Source organism: Leucobacter insecticola (assembly GCF_011382965.1).
Classification (GTDB): Bacteria; Actinomycetota; Actinomycetes; order Actinomycetales; family Microbacteriaceae; genus Leucobacter; species Leucobacter insecticola.
This window is the reverse complement of sequence record NZ_CP049934.1, coordinates 1,095,927-1,119,077: the sequence shown is the minus strand read 5'-3', so window position 1 is coordinate 1,119,077 and position 23,151 is coordinate 1,095,927. Positions and strand designations below refer to the sequence as shown.

17 protein-coding genes and 5 pseudogenes are annotated in these 23,151 nt (G+C 63.8%); 4 read left to right on the top strand and 18 right to left on the bottom strand.

Annotated elements, in window-relative coordinates; genetic code table 11:
- Positions 1-105: 105 nt before the first annotated feature.
- Positions 106-591 (top strand): transcription elongation factor GreA, encoded by a 486-nt coding sequence (gene greA, locus G7067_RS05080; protein WP_166322466.1) that lies wholly within the window; start codon positions 106-108, stop codon positions 589-591.
- Positions 592-724: 133 nt separating this feature from the next.
- Here greA and G7067_RS05075 read toward each other — a convergent pair whose 3' ends face one another.
- Positions 725-2,452 (bottom strand): amidohydrolase, encoded by a 1,728-nt coding sequence (locus G7067_RS05075; protein ID WP_166322464.1) that lies wholly within the window; start codon positions 2,450-2,452, stop codon positions 725-727.
- A 148-nt stretch (positions 2,453-2,600) separates the two neighbouring features.
- Here G7067_RS05075 and G7067_RS05070 point away from each other — a divergent pair, with 148 nt between their 5' ends.
- Positions 2,601-3,194, top strand: coding sequence for a TetR/AcrR family transcriptional regulator (locus G7067_RS05070; protein WP_166322462.1), 594 nt, complete (start codon positions 2,601-2,603; stop codon positions 3,192-3,194).
- Positions 3,195-3,379: 185 nt separating this feature from the next.
- Here G7067_RS05070 and ilvA read toward each other — a convergent pair.
- The 12 genes and pseudogenes from ilvA to truB form a co-directional block, all read right to left on the bottom strand.
- A pseudogene (ilvA, locus tag G7067_RS05065) lies at positions 3,380-4,623 on the bottom strand (threonine ammonia-lyase).
- Positions 4,620-5,831 carry an AI-2E family transporter gene (locus G7067_RS05060; RefSeq protein ID WP_166322460.1) on the bottom strand — a complete coding sequence of 404 codons (1,212 nt, stop codon included), beginning with the start codon at positions 5,829-5,831 and terminating at the stop codon, positions 4,620-4,622. Before G7067_RS05060 ends, ilvA begins: the two are co-directional and overlap by 4 nt.
- Positions 5,832-5,889: 58 nt before the next feature.
- Positions 5,890-7,293 carry an aldehyde dehydrogenase family protein gene (locus G7067_RS05055; protein WP_166322458.1) on the bottom strand — a complete coding sequence of 468 codons (1,404 nt, stop codon included), beginning with the start codon at positions 7,291-7,293 and terminating at the stop codon, positions 5,890-5,892.
- Positions 7,294-7,297: 4 nt separating this feature from the next.
- Positions 7,298-7,594 carry a hypothetical protein gene (locus G7067_RS05050; protein ID WP_166322456.1) on the bottom strand — a complete coding sequence of 99 codons (297 nt, stop codon included), beginning with the start codon at positions 7,592-7,594 and terminating at the stop codon, positions 7,298-7,300.
- Positions 7,591-8,912 (bottom strand): annotated as a pseudogene (locus tag G7067_RS05045) (inorganic phosphate transporter). Before G7067_RS05045 ends, G7067_RS05050 begins: the two are co-directional and overlap by 4 nt.
- 444 nt (positions 8,913-9,356) lie before the next feature.
- Positions 9,357-10,388, bottom strand: a complete 1,032-nt coding sequence (locus G7067_RS05040; protein WP_166322454.1) for a 6-phosphofructokinase — start codon at positions 10,386-10,388, stop codon at positions 9,357-9,359.
- Between the two features lie 34 nt (positions 10,389-10,422).
- Complete coding sequence (locus G7067_RS05035; protein WP_166322452.1) at positions 10,423-12,576, bottom strand: DEAD/DEAH box helicase; 2,154 nt, start codon at positions 12,574-12,576, stop codon at positions 10,423-10,425.
- Between the two features lie 162 nt (positions 12,577-12,738).
- Entirely contained in the window at positions 12,739-13,668 is a 930-nt protein-coding gene (locus G7067_RS05030) for a bifunctional riboflavin kinase/FAD synthetase (RefSeq protein WP_166322450.1), read from the bottom strand.
- Entirely contained in the window at positions 13,668-14,141 is a 474-nt protein-coding gene (locus tag G7067_RS05025) for a hypothetical protein (RefSeq protein ID WP_425280695.1), read from the bottom strand. Before G7067_RS05025 ends, G7067_RS05030 begins: the two co-directional genes overlap by 1 nt.
- A gap of 36 nt (positions 14,142-14,177) precedes the next feature.
- Complete coding sequence (locus G7067_RS14160) at positions 14,178-14,324, bottom strand: hypothetical protein (protein ID WP_244301274.1); 147 nt, start codon at positions 14,322-14,324, stop codon at positions 14,178-14,180.
- A complete protein-coding gene (locus G7067_RS14155) occupies positions 14,315-14,533 on the bottom strand; it encodes a hypothetical protein (RefSeq protein ID WP_244301273.1) in 219 nt (72 codons plus the stop codon). Before G7067_RS14155 ends, G7067_RS14160 begins: the two co-directional genes overlap by 10 nt.
- Positions 14,530-15,486, bottom strand: a complete 957-nt coding sequence (truB, locus tag G7067_RS05015) for a tRNA pseudouridine(55) synthase TruB (RefSeq protein WP_166322448.1) — start codon at positions 15,484-15,486, stop codon at positions 14,530-14,532. The genes G7067_RS14155 and truB overlap by 4 nt, the downstream gene beginning before the upstream one ends.
- Positions 15,487-15,618: 132 nt before the next feature.
- Between truB and G7067_RS05010 the strand changes: the two genes are divergently transcribed.
- Positions 15,619-16,557 carry an A/G-specific adenine glycosylase gene (locus tag G7067_RS05010; RefSeq protein ID WP_166322446.1) on the top strand — a complete coding sequence of 313 codons (939 nt, stop codon included), beginning with the start codon at positions 15,619-15,621 and terminating at the stop codon, positions 16,555-16,557.
- Positions 16,558-16,590: 33 nt separating this feature from the next.
- Here G7067_RS05010 and rbfA read toward each other — a convergent pair whose 3' ends face one another.
- Complete coding sequence (rbfA, locus tag G7067_RS05005; protein ID WP_166322444.1) at positions 16,591-17,067, bottom strand: 30S ribosome-binding factor RbfA; 477 nt, start codon at positions 17,065-17,067, stop codon at positions 16,591-16,593.
- Between the two features lie 133 nt (positions 17,068-17,200).
- Between rbfA and G7067_RS15170 the strand changes: the two are divergent.
- Positions 17,201-17,803, top strand: a pseudogene (locus tag G7067_RS15170) (DUF805 domain-containing protein); the annotation flags it as partial.
- Positions 17,804-17,957: 154 nt separating this feature from the next.
- Here the strand turns inward: G7067_RS15170 and infB are convergent.
- From infB to yiaA, 4 genes and pseudogenes are all read right to left on the bottom strand, one after another.
- Positions 17,958-20,674: pseudogene (gene infB / locus G7067_RS05000) on the bottom strand (translation initiation factor IF-2).
- Between the two features lie 76 nt (positions 20,675-20,750).
- Positions 20,751-21,008 (bottom strand): YlxR family protein, encoded by a 258-nt coding sequence (locus tag G7067_RS04995; protein ID WP_166322442.1) that lies wholly within the window; start codon positions 21,006-21,008, stop codon positions 20,751-20,753.
- A gap of 516 nt (positions 21,009-21,524) precedes the next feature.
- Positions 21,525-22,519, bottom strand: a pseudogene (gene nusA / locus G7067_RS04990) (transcription termination factor NusA).
- Between the two features lie 122 nt (positions 22,520-22,641).
- Positions 22,642-23,133 (bottom strand): inner membrane protein YiaA, encoded by a 492-nt coding sequence (yiaA, locus tag G7067_RS04985; protein ID WP_166322440.1) that lies wholly within the window; start codon positions 23,131-23,133, stop codon positions 22,642-22,644.
- Between the last annotated feature and the right edge of the window lie 18 nt (positions 23,134-23,151).

Below are 23,151 nucleotides of genomic sequence, written 5' to 3'. Positions count from 1 at the left end.
CTGGTATTCTGGATCGTGCGCCCCGACACCGTTGGGGCGTTGCCCTTATCTCCGTTCAACCTTTAGCGCGATTCTTCGCGCGCACGCCGAAACGAGGATCACCCCATGTCGACGCCCACGCAGACCTGGCTCACCCAAGATGCCTACGACCGACTCAAGGGAGAACTGGACGAGCTCGCAGGCGCGGGCCGCAAAGACATCGCCGCCCGCATCGAAGCGGCACGCGAAGAGGGCGATCTGAAGGAAAACGGCGGCTATCACGCGGCGAAAGACGAGCAGGGCAAGATGGAGGCGCGCATCCGCGACCTCGAAGAACTGCTCAAGCACGCCGTAATCGGTGAGGTTCCGGAGGCGCATGGTGTTGTCGAGGTGGGCACCGTCATCACCGCAGAACTCTTCGGTGACGAAGAGCGCTTCCTGCTCGGCAGCCGTGAGCTCGCTGACGGATCAGGCCTCGACGTCTACAGCGCGGAGAGCCCGCTCGGCGCCGCGATCCTGGGCCTCAAAGTCGGAGAGAAGGCGAGCTATCTCGCCCCCAACGGCAACGAGATCGCGGTCAAGATCCTCGCTGTCGACACCTACTCACGCTAGGCGCCGGAACAGATAAAAACGGCGGGATCCTGGCAGCCGGCGAGTGACCACCTTACCCGCGAGCGACCACCATACCGACGCGCGGGTCAGGTGGTCACTCGCTGCTTAGGTGGTCACTCACCAAATCTGCGGGTCAGTGGGAGTGGGGATCCGCAGCGGGCTCGGCGCAGGAGTGGGTGGCTGTGCCAGCAGCACCGGCAGGATCCTGCGCCTGCACGTTTGTGGCGGCGGCCGTGCCACCGAGTTCGCCGCGGGCATCGTGGATCGGCGTGCCCCCGACAACCGTGAGATCGGCGCGCTGCTCCAGAATCTGGGCGGGTTCCATATCGTAGAGATCACCCGACCACACGACAAGATCCGCGAGATACCCCACCCGCAGCATGCCGAGCGAGCCCTCTTGATGGAACGCCTCGGCACCGCCCTTCGTATAGGCCTGCAGAGTGCGGTCAAGGTCGAGTCGCTCGTCCACGGTCCAGGCGTCCTGCCCGTCGAGGCGGGCACGGGTCATCGCGCTATAGATGCCGACGAGCGGATCCATCTCGCCCACCTGCCAGTCGCTCGAGAACGTCACCCGCGCACCCGACTCGATCATCGAACGGAACCGCCAGGCGCGATCCCAGCGGGCCTCGCCCACGTTGTCCATCCAGGCGCCAGCGACGAGGTCGGGGGACGCGTGCCGCGGCTGCATCGCAGCGACCACACCGAGCTCTCGGAAACGCGGCAGATCCTCCGGGGCTAGACATTCAACGTGCACGATGCCGTGACGCGCATCCCGCGCTCCATTCGCACGCAGAGCAGCCTCGATGGAGTCGAGCGTGAGCTTGATCCCCCAGTCGCCAATCGCGTGGGTGTGCACCTGGTAACCGAGCCGGTCGAGCTCGATAAACAGCTTCGTGAACTCGGTCGGTTCGAGGCTCGTGTGGCCGCGGTTGCCGGGGCGATTCGCGTAGTCTTCGAGCATCGCGGCCGTGTGCGGTTCAATCACGTCGTCGGCGTAGAGCTTCACGGGCCCAAGCCTGAATCGCTCGTGCTGGGGAGTCTCGCGGATCGCCTCGGTGATGCGGGCGCGGAAATCCCCGTCGGCCCCCACCGCATGATAGATCGCGGCGATCGTGCGCGAGGTGAGCTTGCCTTCGCGCTCGGCGCGGGCAAAGAGGTCGAGTTCGGCAAGCGGCACCTGCGGCTCGACGACGGTGGTGATGCCGACGCTTGCGGCCATCTCCAGGCTGTTCGTAATCTTGCGGTAGCGGCGATCCGGTGAGTACATGGGGATGTCCCGCTGCAGTTCCTCAAGTCCGCTGATGGTCATCGCGCGCGTGTAGAAATCGGTGACCCAGCCGGTCGGATCACCAGTCGCGGGATCAATCTCAGGGTTACCCCAGGCGATACTGCCGCCGTTCAGGATCCCGAGCTTCGCCATCGCGGGCCGATTCAGCCAGACCGAGTGCTGGTCATAGGTGGTGATGAACACCGGCTTGTCAGTGACGCCGACCAGGTCGTCTGCGCGGGGGCGGCGGCCCTCGACGACGGAGTAGAGCGCGTTCTCCGCGCAGACCCAGTCGAGCTCAGGGTGCGTCTCGGCGAACTCGGCGATGCGGGCGCGCACGACGTCGAGGCTTTGCACCTGGTCGAGGCTGACCGCGAGATCGTCAAAACCCAGCAGCAGGTGGTTGTGGGTGTCGGCGACACCCGGCGTCAGCAACCTACCCTCGAGATGTACGGTGCGGCGGGCTGAAGGAGCTTCTTCCACCGACCCGACGTAAGTGATGAGATCGCCGGTCACACCGAGCGCTTCCGCCCACGGTTGCGCAGGGTCAAAGGTGCGGATCCGTCCGCCGGTGTAGAGGGTGTCGACCGCCATGTCTGCTCCTGAGTTTGGGGTGGGTGGTTCGGCCTTCGCCGTAACCACTGTCGAGTTTTTTTACTCAAGAGTAAATTAATTTACTCATTTGTCAAATAACTGTTTGGTGACGCCCCTGATCCGGCTCGCGCCTGGCATACTGGCTGGTATGGCCCGTCCGAGCACACAGAAGCAGCGCCGCCTCGAAGTGATCGATGCGGCGCTCGAAGCCGCAGCCGAACACGGGCTGCGCAACCTCTCACTTACCGACGTTGCGAACCAGGCCGGCGTTACCCGCGGGGCACTGCTCTACTACTACGCGGATCTTGAAGCGATCCTGGTCGAGGCCCACTCCGCGGGTATGGCGAGAGTCGGTGCTGAACGGGCAGCCCTCGTCGCCAAGCACACCGGGGCGCCCGCGAAGCTAAACGCCGCGATCGAAGCGGGGCTGCCAAGCGGACCCGATGACGCACTCATGCGGCTGCTCTACGAGTTTGACGTGCTCGCGGGCAAGTCCCCCCTGCACGATCAACTCGTGCAGCAACTCTACGGTGAACAGCTCGCGCTCTTCCGCCAAATCCTCGAGGAGGGTGTCGAAAGCGGCGAGTTCTTGCTCACCGGGCCGATTGAAGACATTGCAATGAATTTTGTTGCCCTCGAGGATGCCTACGGCCTACACATCGTGGCGGGCGGCAGCATCACGGTCAAGGACGCGCTGCGCGCGATTCGGCTCTATGCCGGGCAGAGCGGGGCGAAGCTGTAGGGGCACGTTGTCTTGCGCGCCCGGCCGCCACAGGTACGCCAAAAACCACAACTACATCAACTTTCTCAAATTATCGATGTAGCTGTGGTTTTTGATGTAGTTACGGCGCCCATCGAGTCGGAACAAAGGGGACCGTTCCTTGGTTTCGACTCGGCAAGCCTCGCTCAACCGGCGTTACGCGAGAGCTAGTACCGCTCCCCCACCCGCACCGTGTAGCCGGCATCGCGGAGGGCCTGGGTGACGGCCTCGCCGTGATCCTGACCCCGCGTTTCGATGTGCAGCTCAAGCTCCACCTCACTGATGGGCAGCTCGGTTGCATGGCGCGTGTGGATGACCTCAACGACGTTCGCGTTGTGTTCCGCGACGATACTCGCGGTACGCACGAGCTGACCCGGGATATCAGGGAGCAGGATCCGCAGCTTCAGATAGCGGGCGGCGGCGGCGAGGCCGTGGCCGATCACACGCTGCAGCAGCAGCGGGTCAATGTTGCCGCCCGAGAGGATCGTGGCGGTCACCCCCGTCGCCTTGATCTTGCCTGCCAGCATCGCCGCGACCCCCGCGGCGCCTGCGGGCTCAACCACCAGCTTCGCCCGCTCGAGCAACAGCACGATCGCGCGCGCGATGTCGTCGTCGCTGACCGTCACCACTTCGTCAACGTATTCGCGGATAATGTCGAAGTTCAGTTCCCCGGGGCGCGCAACCGCGATCCCGTCCGCAATCGTCGGCCGGGTCTTGATCGTGACAAGCTCCCCCAGCGCGAGCGATTCGGGGTAGGCTGCGGCGTTCTCTGCCTGCACCCCGATGATCCGCATCTGGCGCCCCTCGCGCGCGGCAATCTGCTTCGCGACGGCAGCGACCCCGGCAATCAGCCCACCACCACCGATCGGCACCACAATGGTCTCGATCTCGGGGCGGCCTCGAACATTTCGAGCGCAACAGTTCCCTGTCCCTCGATCACGGCCATATCGTCAAACGGCGGCACAAAGTGCGCACCCGTTTCGCGCACAAACTCCTGCGCTGCGGTGTTTGTCTCGTTGAAGGTGTCGCCAACAAGCACCACCTCGGCCCCGTAGTTCTTGGTCGCCTGCAGCTTCGGCAGCGCCACGCCGAGCGGGGTGAAGATGGTCGCCTTGATCCCGAGCTCGCGAGCCGCAAAGGCAACTCCCTGTGCGTGGTTGCCGGCCGAAGCGGCAACCACGCCGCGGGCCTTCTGTTCGTCACTCAACCGCGAGAGGTGGTTGTAGGCGCCCCGCAGCTTGTAGGCACCCGTGCGCTGCAGGTTCTCACATTTAAGGTAGACCTGCGGCACGCCCAATACGTCTGCCAAGAACCGTGAAGATTCGAGCGGGGTGCGCTGCGTCACCCGGTGGACCGTAGAGAGGGCCTGCTCGAAAGCATCCAGGGTGGGGGCGGTGGCAGTCTGCGTCATGAGAAACCTTCCTTGCGCTTCATGCGAGACACGTTGCGGGCTCGATGTCGCGCCTCGTGTTGGGTCTTTTCTCGCCGGTGGTACAGGGCCACCGGGTTGGTACTCGCATCCCACTCTTTATGAACCAGAGTGTTCACGATCGCATTGGCGGAGGCCACAAGCGGCACCGCAAACAACGCGCCGGGGATCCCCGCGACGAGCACCCCCGTCGACACGGCGAGCACCACGCCGAGCGGGTGCACGCGCACAGCACTTCCCATCACGAGCGGCTGCAGCACGTGGCCTTCAATCTGGTTGACTAGGATCACGACACCAAGCATGATGAGCGCATTGACTGGCCCGTTGTACACAAGCGCAATGAACGACGCGAGCAACCCGGTCGAAATCGCTCCCAAAAACGGAATGAAAGAACCAAGGAACACAAGAATCGCGATCGGGATCGGGAGCGGAACCTGCAGCAGGGCGGCACCAACCCCGATCCCCACGGCGTCGACGAACGCAACAAAAATCTGCACGCGCACGTACTGCCCGACCGAAACCCAGCCTGCACGGCCTGCCGAATCGATCGGAGCATGGGCTCTTGCGGGCAAGAACCCGACCACCCAGAACCAAATCCGCTTCCCGTCGATAAGCATGAAAATCAGCGAAAAGATGGTGAGCAGCAGCCCAGTAACCACTTGGCCGGCCGTTGTCGCCACGCCGAGCGCTCCGCTCCAGATTGCGCCTTGGTTACCCTCAATCGCCTTCGTAAGCTGGGCGAAAAACTCGTCGATCTGCCCCGCGGAGATTCCGAGCTGGTTACCTTCAACCCAGTGCAGCAACTCCCACCAGACGTCTTCCGAACGCCTCGCGAGATCATCAAAGCCACTCCGCAGCTGAGTCACAATCAGAGTGACCAGGATCCAAACTGCCGCCACAAAAAGCGCGAGCGCGATCACCACACCCAGCCAGCGCGGCGCACCACGGCGCTCGATCCACCGCACGACAGGGGCGAGCAAGGCAGTGAGCAGGATCGCGATCAGGAGCGGGATCACAATAATGCGCACCTGCACGATAAGCCACAGAACACCCGCGAAGGCAAGTGCGATCAGGATCAGGCGCCACGACCAAGCCGCCGCGACCCGCACCCCAAACGGAATCTCGTTCGCAGCGCTCACCGCAGGTGCATCCTGCGTAACCGCGCCGGGGTCGCTCTGTTGCTCTTCCACGTCACAATCCTACCGAGCGACATATGCATAAGCGCTGCCAAAGCGATGACGCGTCGAGCTATAGCACTCGCCGAAGCCACCGACGCGCCAGCGTGTCTTTGGCGGCGGTGTAGGGCGGCATGATCGTCGCGGCAAGGGTGTCGGGCACGAGCGGCTTCGACAGCACCGGCTTCTCGTGACTGAACACCAGAAAGGAACGCTCACCGTGATAGGCACCCATACCGCTCGCCCCGACCCCACCAAAAGGGAGCTCGGGGGCGACCAGCTGCAACACGGGCACGCCAAAGCTCAGCGCACCGGAGCTCGTCTCGCGCTCCCAACGGCGGCGGGTGTCCCCATCGTCTGAGAATACGTAGGCGGCGAGGGGCTTATCGCGTTCGGCGACAAATCCGATCGCGTCTCCGAGATCCTGCACCTCAATCAGCGGAAGGATCGGCCCGAAGATTTCCTCCCGCATCACGCTCGAGTCCCGTCCCACACCCGTGAGCAGCGTGGGCTCGATGAAGCGGCTTGCGGAGTCGTGGCGGCCACCGGCGACAACAACGCCGTCATCCAGGTAGCCGACGAGCCGCGAGAACTGCGCATCGTCAACAATGCGTCCGTAGTCGGGGTTGCGGTCGGTGGCGGTACCGTAGAGATCACGGATCGCATCTTCGAGAAGTGGCGCAAGCTCGCGCAGCACTTTCGCAGTGCCGAGCACGTAGTCGGGCGCGACGCAGGTTTGACCCGCATTGATGAACTTCCCCCACGCGATCCTGCGGGCAGTTTCTGCTAGCGGCACCGTGTCGTCGACGTAGGCGGGAGACTTTCCGCCGAGCTCGAGGGTAATCGGAGTGAGGTGTTCGGCGGCCGCCCGCGCAATGATCCGGCCGACGCGGCCGCTACCGGTATAGAAGATGTGATCGAACCGCTCCTCGAGAAGCGCGGTCGTCTCGGGCACCGCGCCCTCGATCACAGCTACGGCGCGCGGATCGAGCGCATCCGCGAGGGTGCGGCCGATCAGCGCGGACGTGGCGGGCGCCAGTTCGCTCGGCTTCACCACGGCGGCGTTGCCTGCGGCGAGGGCGCCGATCAGGGGCGAGAGCGCGAGCATCAGTGGGTAATTCCAGGGGGCAATGACCAGAACAACGCCCAGCGGCTCGGGAATGATACGTGCGGACGCGGGAAGCACCGCGAGCGGCACACTCACCCTGCGGGGCCGCATCCACTTCGAGAGGTGCGCGAGCGCGTGGTCAATTTCGGAGATCAGGAAGCCGATCTCCGTCAGCTGCGATTCTGTTCCAGATTTGCCAAGATCGTCGAAGAGCGCTCGTTCGAAGTCGGCGCCACGATCCTGTAGCAACTTACGCAACCTGAGCAATTGTTCCCGCCGCCAGGCTTCGGGGCGAGTAACACCGCGGTTGTAACTGTGGCGCAGCCCCTGAACAATGCCGGGGATCCGAGTGATCGACGTCGCTCTCATATCACTACCTGTGGAGCGCGGGCACGATCATATAGATCCCCACGAGGACCGCGACGACGGAGAGCCCGAAACAGGTGTATGCGGAAAGTGTCGCCCACCGCGGGCGGCCGCCCGTCTCCACGTCGTCGTCCTCGTCATCACGTGAGGGGCCGTTCGGTTCCACGGTGCCGTCGGCGCGGCGCTGCGGAGGCATGGGGGTCGCAAGGAAGCGGATCCCGAGCGAGTACAACCCCACCACAAACACTGATGCAGCAAGGGAGGTCCCGAATACGACCAGAAAGGCCACCCAATCGACGTTCACCGGTCACCTTCCTTCTGTTTTTCGGCTGCCCGTTCGACTGCCCGTTCAGCCTCGCGGAGGAGACGCTCAGCTTCAAGCGCAGCCACATCGGATCGGACGGCAGACTGTGCCACAGCGGTAAGAGGAGGTACGGTGCCTGTCTCCGTGGGGACCGGCTTGACCTTGCGCCTGCGGATTCGAACAGCGTAGCCAGATTCCGCGACATCGGGCACGGCGATCGCGTTCGAGGCATCAACTTTGTTTCGGCTTGATCGCCAGAAAATGAAGAGGATGAAACCGGCACCAAGAATCGCGTCGATGACCACACCAACCATCCCGAGATGGGCGATAAATGCGGCTATCGCGCCAACCACAGCGGCGGCGGGAAGCGTGAAGAACCAGCCAGACGCGATACGGCCGACGGTGCGCCAGCGCACGCTCGATCCGCGACGCCCAAGCCCCGACCCAATCACCGAGCCAGACGCGACCTGCGTGGTCGAAAGAGCGAAACCGAGGTGCGTGGAGGCGAGGATCGTCGCGGCGGTGCTCGTCTCGGCAGCAAAGCCCTGGGCCGGTTTCACCTGGGTGAGCCCGGCACCAAGCGTACGAATGATCCTCCAGCCACCCGAGTAGGTGCCGATGGCGATCGCGAGCGCGCAGCTGACGATCACCCACAGCGCCGGGCCTGTGCCAGGATCCTGAAGGTTCGCCGCGACGAGAGTAAGGGTGATAACGCCCATCGTCTTCTGCGCATCGTTCGTGCCGTGCGCGAGCGCGATCAACGACGAGGATGCGATCTGGGCGTAGCGGAATCGGCCGCGACCGTCTTTCTTACCGTCGTGCCGGCGCGTGATCGCGTAGGCCACCTTCGTCGCGGTAAACGCGACGACACCAGCAGTGAGGGGGCCGCAAGCGCGGGAATGATGATCTTCGATAGAAAAACTCCGCCGTTGATCGCAGAGAAGCCTGCACCGACAATCGCGGCTCCGATCAGGCCACCGAAGAGGGCGTGCGAAGAGCTGGAGGGCAGCCCATACAGCCAGGTCAGCAGGTTCCAGACGATCGCGCCGATCAGCCCCGCGAAAATCATCTCGGGGGTGATGAGCACCCCGCCATTGCCTTCGTTGATGAGGCCGCCGGAGATGGTCTTCGCGACCTCCGTCGAGAGGAAAGCTCCCACGAGGTTCAATACGGCAGCGAGCAGCACCGCGGTTTTCGGCTTGAGCGCACCCGTCGCGATGGGGGTTGCCATCGCGTTGGCCGTGTCATGGAAACCATTAGTGAAGTCGAAAAAGAGAGCCAGCACGATGACCAGCAGCACGATGATGGTGAGTTCCACCCGGCGTCTTTCGTTTGGAGACAGAGGTCATTTTGACACGTACGGAATCGCCGCCAGAACTTCACCGAGTGTTCGGATTCGTGCCGTTGACATGCGCGTCATACTCATGGTTTCACCTCGCCTTGAACAGGTCAAGCTGAGGATGCGTGTTGCTCTCGAATCGCTCAAAATCAGCCAAAATTTTCTGTCCTCCCCCACCTTTCGCTACCCCCACGGGGCCGAGAGTGCGCCGTGTGCGCGAATTGTTGTTACGCGCGCGCATAAGAACAGATTGCGCACACGCGAAGGAAGATCGCGTGGGGGCGGGACCAGGGCGCGGGACCGGGACCAGGGCGCGGGAGGGGCGGGACCAGGGCGCGGGACCGAGACCGAGGACCAGGGCGCAGGGCGCAGGGCGCAGGGCGGGACCAGGGCGCAGGGCGGGACCAGGGCGCAGGGCGCAGACTACCCGAAGTTGAGGCGGGCTTCGGCGTAGCGGTCGGCAGGGACGGTCTTCAGTCGGCCGACCGCGTCCGCAAGTGGGACCATCGTGATTTGGTCCCCCTGGAGGGCCGCCATAGTGCCCCAGGATTCGGCAAGGGCGGCGTCTGCGGCGGCGATACCGGTGCGGGTTGCGAGCACCCGGTCAAACGCCGTCGGGGATCCGCCGCGCTGGACGTGGCCAAGCACGGTCGCCCGGGTTTCGATCCCGGTCTCCGCCTCGATCAGCGGCGCGAGCACCTCTGCCACCCCGCCCAGCCTTGGGCGCCCGAAGCCGTCGAGCCCCTCGCGCGTGACCGCGGCACCGTCGAGTCTGAACCCCTCCGCGACGACCACGAGCGAGGATCGTCCGCGATCGCGCACACTCGTCACCCACTCGCACACCTGCTCGAGGGTTTCGGGAAACTCCGGGAGTAGTGAAACCTGCGCACCTCCCGCCATCCCCGCATGCAGGGCGATCCAGCCGGCATCCCGGCCCATCACCTCGAGCACCATGCAACGACGGTGCGAATCCCCGGTCGTGCGCAGACGGTCAATCGCCTCAGCCGCAATCGACACCGCGGTGTCGAAGCCGAAGGTGTAGTCGGTGGCGCTCAGATCGTTGTCGATCGTTTTGGGGAGACCGATGGTAGGAACCCCGTGGTCGCTCAGGATGCTCGCGACGGTCTGCGTGCCATTGCCGCCGATCAGGAGGAAACCGTCGAGGCCGTAGGCGTCGTAGCGTGCACGGAAGTCGGAGAGATCGATCTCTTCGCCCGGGCGCCCAGCAAACGGTGGTACCCGGCTCGTGCCGAGGATCACACCGCCGAGAGGCGAGAGCCCGCGCACGGCAGGCCGGTCGAGAGCTATCCAGTCACCCTCGTGAAAGCCGCGCCAGCCGTCCATGAAGCCGATCATCTCGAAACCGTGCACGTCAACCGCACGCAGCACGGCACCGCGGATCGCGGCGTTCATGCCCGGGCTATCGCCTCCGGAACACAACACTCCGAGTTTCATAGCCTCCCCATTCTCCGTCGACTGGATGCCAAGACTATCGGTCGGAGTGCGCCTCCACAGCTTTTCGCAGCACATGCATCAGCGATTCGAGCTGCACGGAGTCCGCATCCTCGTCCTTCGCCTCGGCACCATCAAGCGCGCGAGCCGCAAGCCCGGCTTTGCCGTCGATGAGTTCGGCGATCTTCGCGTCGATCGTCTGGGCAGCAACAATACGCCACGCGGTCACCGGCTCGTCCTGGCCAATCCGGTGTACCCGGTCGATGGCCTGGGTCTGCTCGGCATCAGTCCAGCTGAGCTCCGCGAGCACCACGTTCGAGGAGGCCTGCAGATTCACGCCCACGCCCGCTGCGGTAAGCGAGCACACCGCAACCGAGACTCCCGGGTCGTTGTTGAAGGCGTCGATTTGCTCCTGCCGGAACGCCGCGGTCTGATCGCCGCGGATCGAAACGGTCTTCAGGCCGCGCTCCGCGAGGAGCGCCTCCGCCTGATCCATGACGTCGATGTGCTTCGCAAAGAACACCACCTTGCCAACCGAGTGAGCAAGCTGCGCGGTATAGTCGGCCGCGAGCCCGGCCTTCGCCTGTCCGATCTGTCGCACCATTGTGAAGACGTTCATGCCGTCTGCCGATGCGTTCGATTCCTCAAGCTCCTGCATGCACACCATGCGGATGATGGCGGCGTCACTGAGCTTCTCGCCAAGCTTGCCCCGCTTGACCACCGAGTAGCGATCAAAGAGTTTCTTGGCGAGCTGCGCCTCGGCCTCGCGGATCCCGCGCCCCAGTTCGTCATCAAGCTCGACCGGCAGGTCGACAACCCGCTTCGCGGGCAGGTCAGCCGCAACGTCGATCTTGCGACGACGCACGATGCCCATGTCGATGACGCTCTGACGTGCATCCGGGTAGAAGGCGGGATCGGCCGGGGTCCAGCCGTTGTTCTCCAGTTTTGCCATCAGCTCTGCGCCCGGCTTCTCACCGTCGGTCCAACCGAGGAACCGCCAAATCGCGCGGAAGTCGTCGATGTCGTTGATCAACGGTGTACCGGTCAGCGCGATCATCAGCGGCGACACCCCTGGTGTGCGCCCCCGGATGCTTTCGGCGATAGCAAGCACGTTACGAGAGCGCTGCGACTGGGTGTTCTTGATCATGTGCGCCTCGTCGACGACCATGCCCCTGAACCCGAACCGTGAGATCCAGCTCAGGTGGCGATCCAGGATGTCGTAGTTGACGACGAAGACATCCGCGAACGGATCCACGTCAGCGCCGTCGCCGTGAATCACCGTAACGCGGCGCTGGGGTGTCCAGCGCTCAACCTCACGTGCCCAGTTCATCTTGACCACGTTCGGCACCACAACGAGCAGCGGGTAGTCTCCGGACACACTTGCGGCGAGCACCGACTGTGCCGTCTTGCCGAGGCCCGGCTCGTCAGCGAGCAAGAAACTACGGTGACCGTCGCGCACGCTCGCGAGGAAGCGAGCCTGGTGCGGCATCAGCTCCTGGCCCGCGGGCGAGAGGCGATCCGGCACGGGAGCCTCTGGAAGCTTCATGCAGGCGGATCCGCCACCACCCTGCTCAAACGACTTCAGAAGCGGCTGGAGCAGCTCCCAGTTCGCGAGACGCACGACTGGCGTCGGTGATTTCGGTGCGGAAAGATCCGGGGCAAGAAAAGGACTCGCGAGCCGCCTGGCCTCGATGCCGGCGGGCTCCACCTGTCGTTCAGCAAGCTCCGGCGGCACATAGGTCCGCGCGGTCTCGGGAGCGGCTTTTGCCTCTTCAGGAACCTCGATCCCGGCCTGCATCAGCATCTTGCGCTTGAGGAGGCGCGTGGCTTCCGTGATCGGAGCGGCCGGCTCGAGCAGTGTGATCAGACTCGTGTCGCGCGCCGCGGTCTTCGCGAGGATCGAAGCGACCCCGTCGAGGCGCTTCAGCGTCTCAGCCCGCTCCGCATCGCTCACGTCCTCGGCGGTCTTCACCCTCGCACGCTCCTCGCGCATCAGCAGCGCGATGACGTGGAACTTGGTGCGGTTCGCGGGCGTCGCCTTGCCGCGCTGGGCGGAGGCCTCGACCTCGCGTACGGCGCGCGCGAGCAGCGGGATGATGCCCTCGTTGTGGGTGTGCTTGCGTCGCCCGTTTGAACGCGTCGACGCGCTGCTCTGCGGTGCAGCCTTGCGTGTGGCAGTGGTGCTTGCCAATGGATCTCCTGATCAGCGTGGTGCGTTCCCGGATGCCGGGGCGCAGGCCGTTCACCGGTTCGTAATCTGACACTCGGGGTCTGACACCATGCCCAGCATGGGACTCCAGAAGTGCTCGCGAATCGCGGCCTTGCGACTAGCTTAGCACCTCACAGCACGCACTTAGGCTGTGAGCGCTCGCGTCTTTTCAACATCAGCATGCATCTGGGCAATCAGTGCCTCAAGCGATGCGAAGCGTTCGGTCGAGCGGAGGCGGTGAGCGAAACGCACCTCGATCTCTGACCCGTAAATGTCCGCATCAAAATCAAGAATGAAGGCCTCTACCCGTGACTGTTCATCAGGGGTAAAGGTCGGGTTGTTTCCGATCGAGATCGCAGCCGGGCGTGACACCCCGTCGAGCCACACGAAGCCCGCGTACACGCCGTCAGCGGGAACAAGTCCCTCGATCCTGCCGCCAAGGTTCGCCGTGGGAAACCCAAGATCCCGCCCGCGGGCGTCTCCGTGCACCACCTCGCCGCGCACCACCACCGGGCCACCCAGCATCCGCGCCGCCGCCTCGACTTCTCCGGCAAGAATGGCCTCGCGGATCCGCGTCGACGAGATCCGCCCCCGCTCATCATCGACGACACCGTCAACAACCTCAACCGTGAACCCGAGATTCGCACCCAACTCGCGCAGTAGCTCGGCGTCACCCAGCCCGCGATGGCCGAACCTAAAATCGGATCCCAGGATCACATGTCCAGCGTGTAGCTGTTCGATCAGCACGCGCTGCACAAACTCCTCGGCGGGAATCTGCGAAAACTCCGCGTCAAACTCGACCATCACGCAGGTGTTCACCCCCGCCTCTGCGAGTGTGGCAAGACGCTGTTCCCGGCTCATGAGGGGCTTCGGGCAAATGTCGGGGCGCAAGTAACTCAGCGGGTTATTCGCGAAGGTAAACACGACGGCCTCTGTGCCCGATTCGCGGGCGGTCGCAAGTAAGCGGTTCAGGATCGCGCGGTGACCCAGGTGCACGCCGTCAAATTTGCCGATCGCTACCGTGCTCGATTGCTGATTGGCGGGGATCGCAGCAAGCGATTCGAATATCCGCATCACGCCGCAGCCTCTGGGGATGGGGCGTGCGTAGTGGATGCCGCCCGTTCGGTACTGCTGCTTCGACGCAACCAAATGAGGCCCAGGATCGGCAGCACCAGCGGAATGAAGAGGTACCCGATCCCGAATGTGGACCACACCGAGGGGTGTGCAAACAGCTGCGGCATCACGAGGCTCAGCGTACCGACGACGAGTACGCCGCTCAGCTCAAAAATCAGCGCCGCCCAGGCGACCACGCGCCACGCCCCGCGCCGCTTAATTAGCGCGATGGTGGCGACGATATAGACGAGTCCAGCGACCGCAGAGAGTGTGTAGGCCAGCGGCGCCTCGTCGAACTTCCGAATGATCTGAAACACCGAGCGGAACGTTGCGGCGAGCGCAAGCACCACGTACACCGTGATGAGCACGCGGCCCAGGCCACTCACACGGTCTGGGCTCACGGAGCCCGCATCTCGGAGTTCGTCTTTTGACACGCCCACCAGCCTACCGCGCTCGCGATTGGGTGTGGCTCACCCCCAAATGACGAGCATGCGATACATCATGACCGCGACCGAGAAGTGTACGACGGCGAGCACCAGGTTTGCCCACCGAGTCCGATCGACGAGCGCCCAGAATCCCGCACCGAGCGGCAACGCGAGCGCGACAATCAGGTACATCCAGAACTCGAGCGGATCCCCGCGGCGTGATTACCCGCGAACGGCGCAACGATTCCCACGATAACCTGCGCGATGAGCAGCAGCGCGACGAGCAGCGTGGCACCCATCGTGTAGTCGTTGGGGGCGAGCTTTCGGGCTGCGGCGACAAGACACAGGATCGCAGCGGCCAGTGCAATCGCGATAACGGCGATCCCAAACCAGGCGATCATGCGCTCACCTCGGTATCCGGGGTCGGAAAGTTGGTGACGACGCGGGTGCGCCCCTCCTTCACTTTGAGGAGTCCAACGAGCCGCCCGCTCGGGGCAAGAGCGGCGGCGAGCGGAGCGTCGAACGCGGGATCAACCTCGATACGCTTGCCGTGCCCGATGTCGATCGCCTGCTGCGCCGTAAGCTGCAGCACCGGGAAGAGCGTGGCGGCGACCTCGGCAGGCGACAGCAGCGGCCCAGCCTCGCCCGAGATCAGGGCTTCCATACTCGAGGCTTCAGCAGCCAAGAACGGTCCGACGGCTTCGCGGCGGAGCTCAGTCAAGTGCCCGCCGACACCGAGCGCCGCGCCGAGATCCCGAGCCAGGGCGCGAATGTAGGTGCCGGTGGAGCAGCGCACGGTTGCGTCGATGTCGATCACGGCGAGCCCGTCGGCCTCGCGAGCCTCACGGGCCGCGCCGGTCTCGAACGAGTGAATGGTGACTGGCCGCTTCTTGAGCTCGACCTGTTCGCCCGCACGCACCCGATCGTAGGCGCGCTGCCCGTCAACCTTAATGGCGCTCACGGCGCTCGGAGCCTGCTCGATATCGCCGGTGAGCTCGGAGACGGCGCGGACAATGCGTGCGGGATCGGCAGCGAGCGCAGCAATCAACTCGGCGGGTGCCGCGCTGATCCGGTCCCCCTCCCGGTCATCGGTGACGGTCGCGACACCCAGCCGGATCGTCGCCGTATAGGTCTTGTCGAGCCCGACCAGGTGGGTGAGCAGCCGGGTCGCCGGGCCAGCCCCGAGCACAAGCAGCCCCGTCGCCATCGGATCGAGGGTACCGGCGTGACCAACCTTACGGGTGCCGAGCGCGCGCCGAGCCTTCGCGACCACGTCGTGACTTGTCCAGTCGGAGGCCTTGTCGATCAGCAGGATCCCGCCCTGCGGGGGCAGCGGTGTTGGCTCGTTCGTCACCCCTCGATCCTATCGCCGAGACTGCCTTTCACCGCCGACCCTGCGGTTCCTGACCGCCAGTTCGATGGTGAAAGGCAGGCTCGGCAGTTTTGGCGGCAGGCTCAGCGGGGCAGCACCGCCTAAACTAGAGCGATGCGCTCAGACACTCCTGCCTGCATTTCAGATCGGGATCGCGTCGCTTCTGAGCTGAACGCGTGGTTTGTGCGGGAGGCTCGGGATCTGCCCTGGCGCGCGCCGGGCACATCAGCCTGGGCAGTACTCGTGTCGGAGTTTATGCTGCAGCAAACCCAGGTTGAGCGTGTGATTCCGCGCTGGATCGCGTGGCTTGAGCGCTGGCCAACCCCGGCAGCGCTCGCGGCCAACGAGCCCGGCGAAGCGGTGCGGGCGTGGGATCGCCTCGGCTACCCGCGCCGCGCGCTCTGGCTGCACCGGGCTGCGACCGAGATTGTTGGTCTTCACGGCGGCGAAGTGCCCCGCGACGTTGACGCGCTCCTCGCGCTCACCGGGGTCGGACCCTACACCGCCCGCGCGATCGCAGCCTTCGCGTACGGCGAGCGGCACCCCGTGGTCGATACCAATACCCGCCGCGTGCTCGCGAGGCTCGTTCACGGAGTAGCGCTGGCCGGAATGCCGAAGGATTCGGATCTCGAGGACATGGAGGCGCTACTTCCCGAGGATCGCGCCTCGGCCGCGGTGTTCAACGCCGCCGCAATGGAGCTGGGAGCCATCGTGTGCACCGCTAGGACGCCGCGCTGCGGTTTCTGCCCGGTAGCTCAGTGGTGTGAGTGGCGAGGATCCGGATACCCCGCGAACGCTCCCACGAAGCGGCCGCGCCAGGCGGCCTTCGAGGGCTCGGATCGGCAAGCCAGGGGCAGGATCATGGCGCTGCTGCGGCGGTCATCCGATGCGGTAAGCCGCGAGGCGGCGCTCGCGGCAGCGGCCGGGGACGAAGGTCACGGGAAGGCGCGGCGCAGATCGGCGCAGGATCCCACTCAGCCTCAGCGCGCCTTCGACTCGTTGATCGCAGACGGCCTGATCGTCGAGTTCGAGGGGCGCGTCAAACTGCCGTAGGGCGGTGCAGCGGTCACCTGCGGGGGTGCCTCGCTAGTCGCGATCCTCGTCGCTGCGCAGCTCGCCCGCGGTGAGGCCGTCCTCGTCTTCAAAGTCACGGGGCTTGACGTAGGGATCCGCGTCGCCCGCATATTTTGCCTGCGCCGCGAGCGCCTGAGCAGCCTCATCCCGCTGCTTCGCCTCGGCGAGCAGATCACTCATGTGCTGCGCGGTCTCGGGAAGTTCATCGTGTATGAACTCAAGCGTCGGGGTGAGCCTGATGCCGAGTTGCTTGCCGACCTCGCTCCGGAGCATGCCGGTCGCGGCCTTCAACGCCGCGGCAGAGTCAGCCTGCTCCTCCTCGGTGCCGTAGACCGTATAAAAGACGCTCGCGTGCTGCAGATCACCCGTGACCCGCACATCGGTGATCGTCACAAACCCGAGGCGCGGATCCCGCAAGCCCTTTTCAAGCCTCCTCGCAATGATTTGCTGGATTCGCTCGGAAACCTTGCCCGCACGTGGATTACTCATGGGTCCAGCTTACCGCCGACGGATGTTTGTACACTCTCAGGCATTGCATCATCTCGAGGTCTCTGTGTTGGCTTAGAATCATGCCAGCGCCACGTCCCAATGCGGCGCCACCCGAAAGCAGAAAGCAGCAATCGTGACGAACCCGCCGATTCCCGAGGATCCCCAGCAGCCAGGCACCCCGTCGGTGCCACCGCAGAATCACCCGCAGCAGCCCGCGTCCCAATACGCGGGCTCGCAACAGCAGTACGGCGCACCACAGGCGCCGCCACTTATCACACCCCAGGTGGCCTACTACCCGGCCTCAGTCGGCGCGCCCGGGCCGGGCGAACCCTACAATGGCGCCACCAGTCCCGAAGATCTCAGCCGACCCCTGTACGGCGCGACTTTCCCTCAGGCGGTCCGGCGCTTCTTTAAGAATTACGCGAATTTCAGCGGGCGCGCATCGCGCAGCGAGTACTGGTGGACCTACCTCTTCCTGAGTCTGCTCTCGATCATTCCCGCGGTCCTTCTCTTCATCGCGGCGATCGTGCTTGCCGTAAGCGCACCAAGCGGCGGTTCGGGCTCCCCTTCCATACCCGCTAACGATGCGGGCATGGGGACGGGAGTGTTCTTGCTGTTCACCGCAGGCGCGGTCTTTCTCGTCTTGATACTTGGCACCATCGTCCCCTACCTCGCAATCAGCTGGCGCCGACTGCACGACGCCAACTTTGCGGGTCCGATGTATTTCCTGTCGCTCATTCCTTCCGTCGGCCCCATCGTGCTCCTGGTCTTCATGATCCTCTCCTCGAACCCCGAGGGCGTCGCTTCGACCGCAACTAACACTCGCAGCACACAGGGAGGGCCCGGGCAGAATCACCGCCCGGGCCCTCCCTGCTTTGGATCACACTCCGCTAGTCGCGGGTCTTCTCCACCATCTCGGTCGTCTCGATCTCGTCGCCGATCTGAATGTCGTTGTACTTGCCGAGACCAATACCGGCCTCGAAGTCAACCTTCACCTCGGTCACGTCGTCCTTGAAACGACGCAGCGAATCGATCGCGAGGCCATCGGCGATAACGACACCCTCGCGGATGACGCGCGCCTTGGCGTTGCGGGTAATAACACCGCTGCGCACGACCACACCGGCGATGTTGCCGAACTTGGAGGAGCGGAACACCTCGCGGATCTCCGCCACACCCGACTGCTTCTCCTCAAACTCGGGCTTGAGCATGCCCTTGAGCGAAGCCTCGATGTCATCGAGAGCGTTGTAAATGACGTTGTAGAAGCGGATGTCGATACCCTCGCGCGCAGCGCGCTCGCGGGCCTTGACGTCGGGGCGCACGTTGAAGCCGATAACGATCGCGTTGTCGATCGTGGCGAGATCCACGTCGCTCTCCGTGATCGCACCCACACCGCGGTGCAGGATCCGCAGCTGCACGGAATCGTCGATCTCGATCTTCATGAGCGACTCTTCAAGCGCCTCAACAGCACCCGACACGTCACCCTTGATGATGAGGTTGAGCGACTCAACCTTGCCGTCTTCAAGCGCCTTCGTGAACTCTTCAAGGCTGATACGCTTGCGGGCCTTCGCGAGCAGAGCGTTGCGCTCGGCAGCTTCACGCTTCTCGGCGATCTGGCGGGCCGTGCGATCCTCGCTCGTGACAAGGAAGGTGTCGCCAGCACGCGGCACGGTCGACAGACCCTGCACCTGCACAGGCCGTGACGGGAGTGCTTCGAGCACCGGATCACCGTTCTCGTCACTCATTGCGCGAACGCGACCATACGCCGTGCCCGCAACAATCGCGTCACCGACGCGCAGCGTACCCGACTGGATGAGCACGGTTGCAACCGCACCGCGACCCTTGTCAAGGCGCGCCTCAATGGCGACGCCGCGAGCGTCCTTATCGGGGTTCGCACGCATGTCGAGACCCGCGTCAGCGGTGAGCAGCACGGCGTCAAGCAGCTCGGTAATACCGACGTTGTTCTTCGCAGAAACATCGACGAACATGACGTCGCCGCCGTACTCTTCAGAAACGAGGCCGAATTCGGTGAGCTGCTGGCGAACCTTTGCGGGGTTTGCGCCCTCTTTATCGATCTTGTTGACCGCGACAACAATCGGCACGTTCGCCGACTGCGCGTGGTTCAAGGCCTCGATTGTCTGCGGCATGATGCCGTCGTCAGCCGCAACCACGAGGATCGCGATATCGGTGACCTGCGCACCACGGGCACGCATGGCGGTAAAGGCTTCGTGACCCGGGGTATCAATCACGGTCAGCGCGCGATCGGCGCCCTCGTGCTCAGTGTGTACCTGGTATGCACCGATGTGCTGGGTGATGCCGCCAGCCTCACCGCCGCCCACGTTCGCCTTGCGGATCGCGTCAAGCAGTCGGGTCTTACCGTGATCGACGTGACCCATGACAGTCACCACCGGCGGGCGCGGCTGCAAGACGTCGTCGCCCTCTTCCTCGAGCTCAGCATCGATATCGATGTCGAAGCCCTCAAGAAGCTCGCGATCCTCGTCCTCCGGCGAAACAACCTGGATCTTGTAGCCCAGTTCCTCACCGAGAATCTGGAAGGTCGCCTCGTCAAGCGACTCCGTCGCCGTCGCCATCTCACCGAGGTGGAACAGCACGGTAACGAGGTTCGATGCGCTCGTATCAATCTTGTCTGCGAAGTCAGAGAGCGAGGCTCCACGGCGCAGACGGATCATCGTGGATCCGTCGCCCCGGGGAACGCTCACACCGCCAAGTGACGGCGCCTCCCGCATTTCAAATTCTGCCCGCTTCGCCCTTTTCGACTTACGTGCCTTGCTCTTTGAGCCGCCACGACCAAAGGCACCCGCGGTGCCTGCGCCACGACCTCCGCGGCCACGGCCAGCAAAGCCACCACCTGGACGGGGTGCGCCGAAGCCACCTGCGCCGGGAGCGCCGCCACCGGCACCCGGGGCGCCGCCTGGGCGATTGAAACCGCCACCGCCACCGCCGGGACGAGCACCCGGACGGCCGGGTCCGCCTGGGCGTCCGCCACCGGCAGCTCCACCCTGGGGGCGCGCCGTGGGGCGCGGAATGTTGCCGGGAGAGGGGCGACCGGCGCCGCCGGGACGACCCATGCCCTGATTCGGAGCAAAAGGATTGTTGCCAGGACGGGCGGGCGAGGAATGCCCATCCCCTGACTCGAAGCAAAGGGATTATTGCCGGGGCGCGGGCCACCGGGCTTCGGCGCGCCAGCCTTTGCCGACTTATCTGCGGCGGGCTTCTCTCCGACCGGAGCGTCTGCGGCAGGCTGCTCGGGGGCAGCGGGCTGCGACTCACGATCGGGCTGGGGCTTCGCCTCGGGCGCGGGCTCAGGATCCTTTGCCTTTGCTGGCGGCTTCGGGCCGGGCACAGGGCCAGCGGCTTTCTTCGCAGCGGGCTTCGCAGGGGCGCTCTTCTTCGCAGCAGGCGCTTCTTCGTCCTTCGACTTTGTGACGCCTTCTGCCTCGAGAGCAGCCTTGACTTTGCGTGCCACCGGTGGGGCAACGCTGGATGAGGACGCCTTAACGAACTCACCCATATCTTTCAGCTTGGCCAGAACGACCTTGCTATCTACACCGATCTCCGCAGCGATCTCGTGTACGCGTGGGTTAGCCACTTTTCTCCTGTCTGGGTTCACGCCCCAGACAGGCGAGAACCAAAATTAACGGACGGGTCTCATTTTGAGCCGCTCATTAGATATCCATAAGTGTTTTCAGCCTGTTCTCTATAGGGCCAGCGTCGAGCTTCCCCGACACCCGCAGCGCACGCGAAAAGGCTTCACGAGACACCGCTTGATTCAGACAACGAGCCGTGAGATGAACCCAGGCTCCTCTTCCATGAAGTACCGCCCGATCGTCACACACAAGTTGACCACCGCTCGAAACCACCCGGAGTAAGTCATCGCGCGACGCACGCTTGCGACACGCGACACACGTCCGAACCGGAACCATCTTACCAGCTTCCTTCTTTCACTCTTGCGCTCTCTCAGGGTTGGGGTTTGCTTCGTCATCCCGCGCAGCCACCCCGTCATCCCGCGCAGCCACCCCGTCATCCTGCGCGCAGTCGCAGGATCCTCGTTGTCGAAACCCGCACCTTCCGGGAAGGTTTGCTCATGGAAGGCGAGGATCCTGCGACTACGGGCTAAAGCCCTCCGCGCAGGATGACGGGGAGGATTCAATCATTCATGATGTGGCGCGGTGGCGCCACCGTCGATCACGCGGAAACGCGATGCGTTTCCTTTCAAGTGATCAACGCCGGTTGAATAGCTGTGCTTTCTGAGCTCGCTCCCGCTCGCCACCGGAGCGCGGAAATGCTCTCGCATTTCCCTGACGCGCTCCGGCGCAAAGATCAAGACACCAGCCTGATTCAATCATTCATGATTGAATCAGGCTGGATGTCGATTATCCGGACATCCTTCACGGCGCTAGTGAGCGCCATTCAGGATGCGCGAAGATTGATATTCAGACTCAATCATTCATGATTGAGTCTGGTTGAATATCAATCTTCGCGCCCGTTAGCTTCGCGGCGAGGCGGGCGTTCTGGCCCTCTTTGCCGATCGCGAGCGAAAGCTGAAAATCGGGCACCAGCGCGCGCACCTGCTTGAGCGATTCGTTCAGCATGAACACATCCGTGACCTTCGCAGGCGAGAGCGCATTCGCTACAAACTTCGGCAGCTCCGGCGAATAATCGACGATGTCGATCTTCTCTTCACCGAGCTCACTCATGACCGCACGCACGCGGCTGCCCATTTCACCGATGCAGGTGCCCTTCGCGTTGATGCCGGCCTGCTTGGCACGCACCGCAACTTTGCTGCGGTGGCCTGCCTCGCGCGCGAGCGAGACGATCTCAACGAGACCCTCGACCAGCTCGGGCACTTCACGCTCGAAAAGCTTCCGCACGAGTCCCGGATGCGTGCGCGACACAACAACCTGGGGCCCCTTGAGCCCCTTCGAGACGCTGGTCACATACACGCGCATGCGAGTGCCGTGTGGGTACTTCTCGCCCGCAATCTGTTCCTCGGGGGCAGGATCGCCTCGAGATCACCGAGGTCGATGTGCACCATGCGCGGATTCGGCCCCTGCTGCACGACGCCCGAAACGATCTGACCCTCTTTGTCTTTGAAAGCTCCGAGCACCGCATCATCGCTGAGATCACGCAAGCGCTGGTTGATGACCTGCTTCGCGGCACTCGACGCGACACGACCGAACTCGTCGGTGGTGATGAAGGCCTCGCCAATAACGGCACCATCGTCGTCAAGCTCGGGAACAAGCACTGAGATCTCCCCCGACTTGCGATCGAGGGTGACACGCACCTGCTGCTCGCTCGGGACCGGGATGCCCTGGTTTTCTGCGTGCCGTAGATAGGCGGACTGAATCGCCTGTTCGATGATCTCGGCGAGCTCCTCGAAGGGGATTTCCTTCTCGCGCTCAAGCCCACGCAACATAGCAAGATCGATCTTCACGACTGCCTCCTCGTATTGAAATGTCTATTCAAATGTGTGGCCAAATTGGCCAAATGACAAGAGTACCCCAGCGAGCCGAGCTTTCCCACTGAGAAGAATGGGGCCGTGGGCTTAGGGCCCGTCTACTGCTGTGACTGCGGCTGCGGCAGGAAACTGTGAACGGGTTCGCCGGAGTGGGCAGGCGATTCCTCGGACCCATCCTCCGTTTTGAAACGGGCGAGATCGCGCACGTTCTTCTGCACGGCAACGGACGCAAAAAGGCTCATCGCGAAGCTAACGCCATAGAAGCCCTTTTCGCTCAAGACCAGACTTCCGGCGTTCCAGAGCCCGATCGCCAGCAGGCTCAACGACGCGATGAGAGCGAACCAGGCGATCCCGTAGTAGAGGTTCGTAACGGGGAGCCCATCCGAACGATCCCTCACGGTCTTCTGCAGCGAGACCGCCGCAAACAAACCGAAGAGCAGCAGTGTCAGATAGTAGCCCTTCTCGTTGAGTTCCATACCCGCGTTGAACAGTCCGATGAGGTAGGTACCCATGCCAAGCAGCAGAGCGAACCACGATGCACCAATAAAGGCCGGGGTGGGTTTCGATGCGTTTTCATTCGATTCATTCATGTCAAACTCCCTTGTTTA

Excerpts from the sequence above, each read along its gene's own strand:
- greA (WP_166322466.1), top strand. The coding sequence starts at position 106 with ATGTCGACGCCCACGCAGACCTGGCTCACCCAAGATGCCTACGACCGA.
- G7067_RS05075 (WP_166322464.1), bottom strand. The coding sequence starts at position 2,452 with ATGGCGGTCGACACCCTCTACACCGGCGGACGGATCCGCACCTTTGAC.
- G7067_RS05070 (WP_166322462.1), top strand. The coding sequence starts at position 2,601 with ATGGCCCGTCCGAGCACACAGAAGCAGCGCCGCCTCGAAGTGATCGAT.
- G7067_RS05055 (WP_166322458.1), bottom strand. The coding sequence starts at position 7,293 with ATGAGAGCGACGTCGATCACTCGGATCCCCGGCATTGTTCAGGGGCTG.
- G7067_RS05040 (WP_166322454.1), bottom strand. The coding sequence starts at position 10,388 with ATGAAACTCGGAGTGTTGTGTTCCGGAGGCGATAGCCCGGGCATGAAC.
- G7067_RS05030 (WP_166322450.1), bottom strand. The coding sequence starts at position 13,668 with ATGCGGATATTCGAATCGCTTGCTGCGATCCCCGCCAATCAGCAATCG.
- G7067_RS14160 (WP_244301274.1), bottom strand. The coding sequence starts at position 14,324 with ATGTACCTGATTGTCGCGCTCGCGTTGCCGCTCGGTGCGGGATTCTGG.
- G7067_RS14155 (WP_244301273.1), bottom strand. The coding sequence starts at position 14,533 with ATGATCGCCTGGTTTGGGATCGCCGTTATCGCGATTGCACTGGCCGCT.
- G7067_RS05010 (WP_166322446.1), top strand. The coding sequence starts at position 15,619 with ATGCGCTCAGACACTCCTGCCTGCATTTCAGATCGGGATCGCGTCGCT.
- rbfA (WP_166322444.1), bottom strand. The coding sequence starts at position 17,067 with ATGAGTAATCCACGTGCGGGCAAGGTTTCCGAGCGAATCCAGCAAATC.
- G7067_RS04995 (WP_166322442.1), bottom strand. The coding sequence starts at position 21,008 with ATGGTTCCGGTTCGGACGTGTGTCGCGTGTCGCAAGCGTGCGTCGCGC.
- yiaA (WP_166322440.1), bottom strand. The coding sequence starts at position 23,133 with ATGAATGAATCGAATGAAAACGCATCGAAACCCACCCCGGCCTTTATT.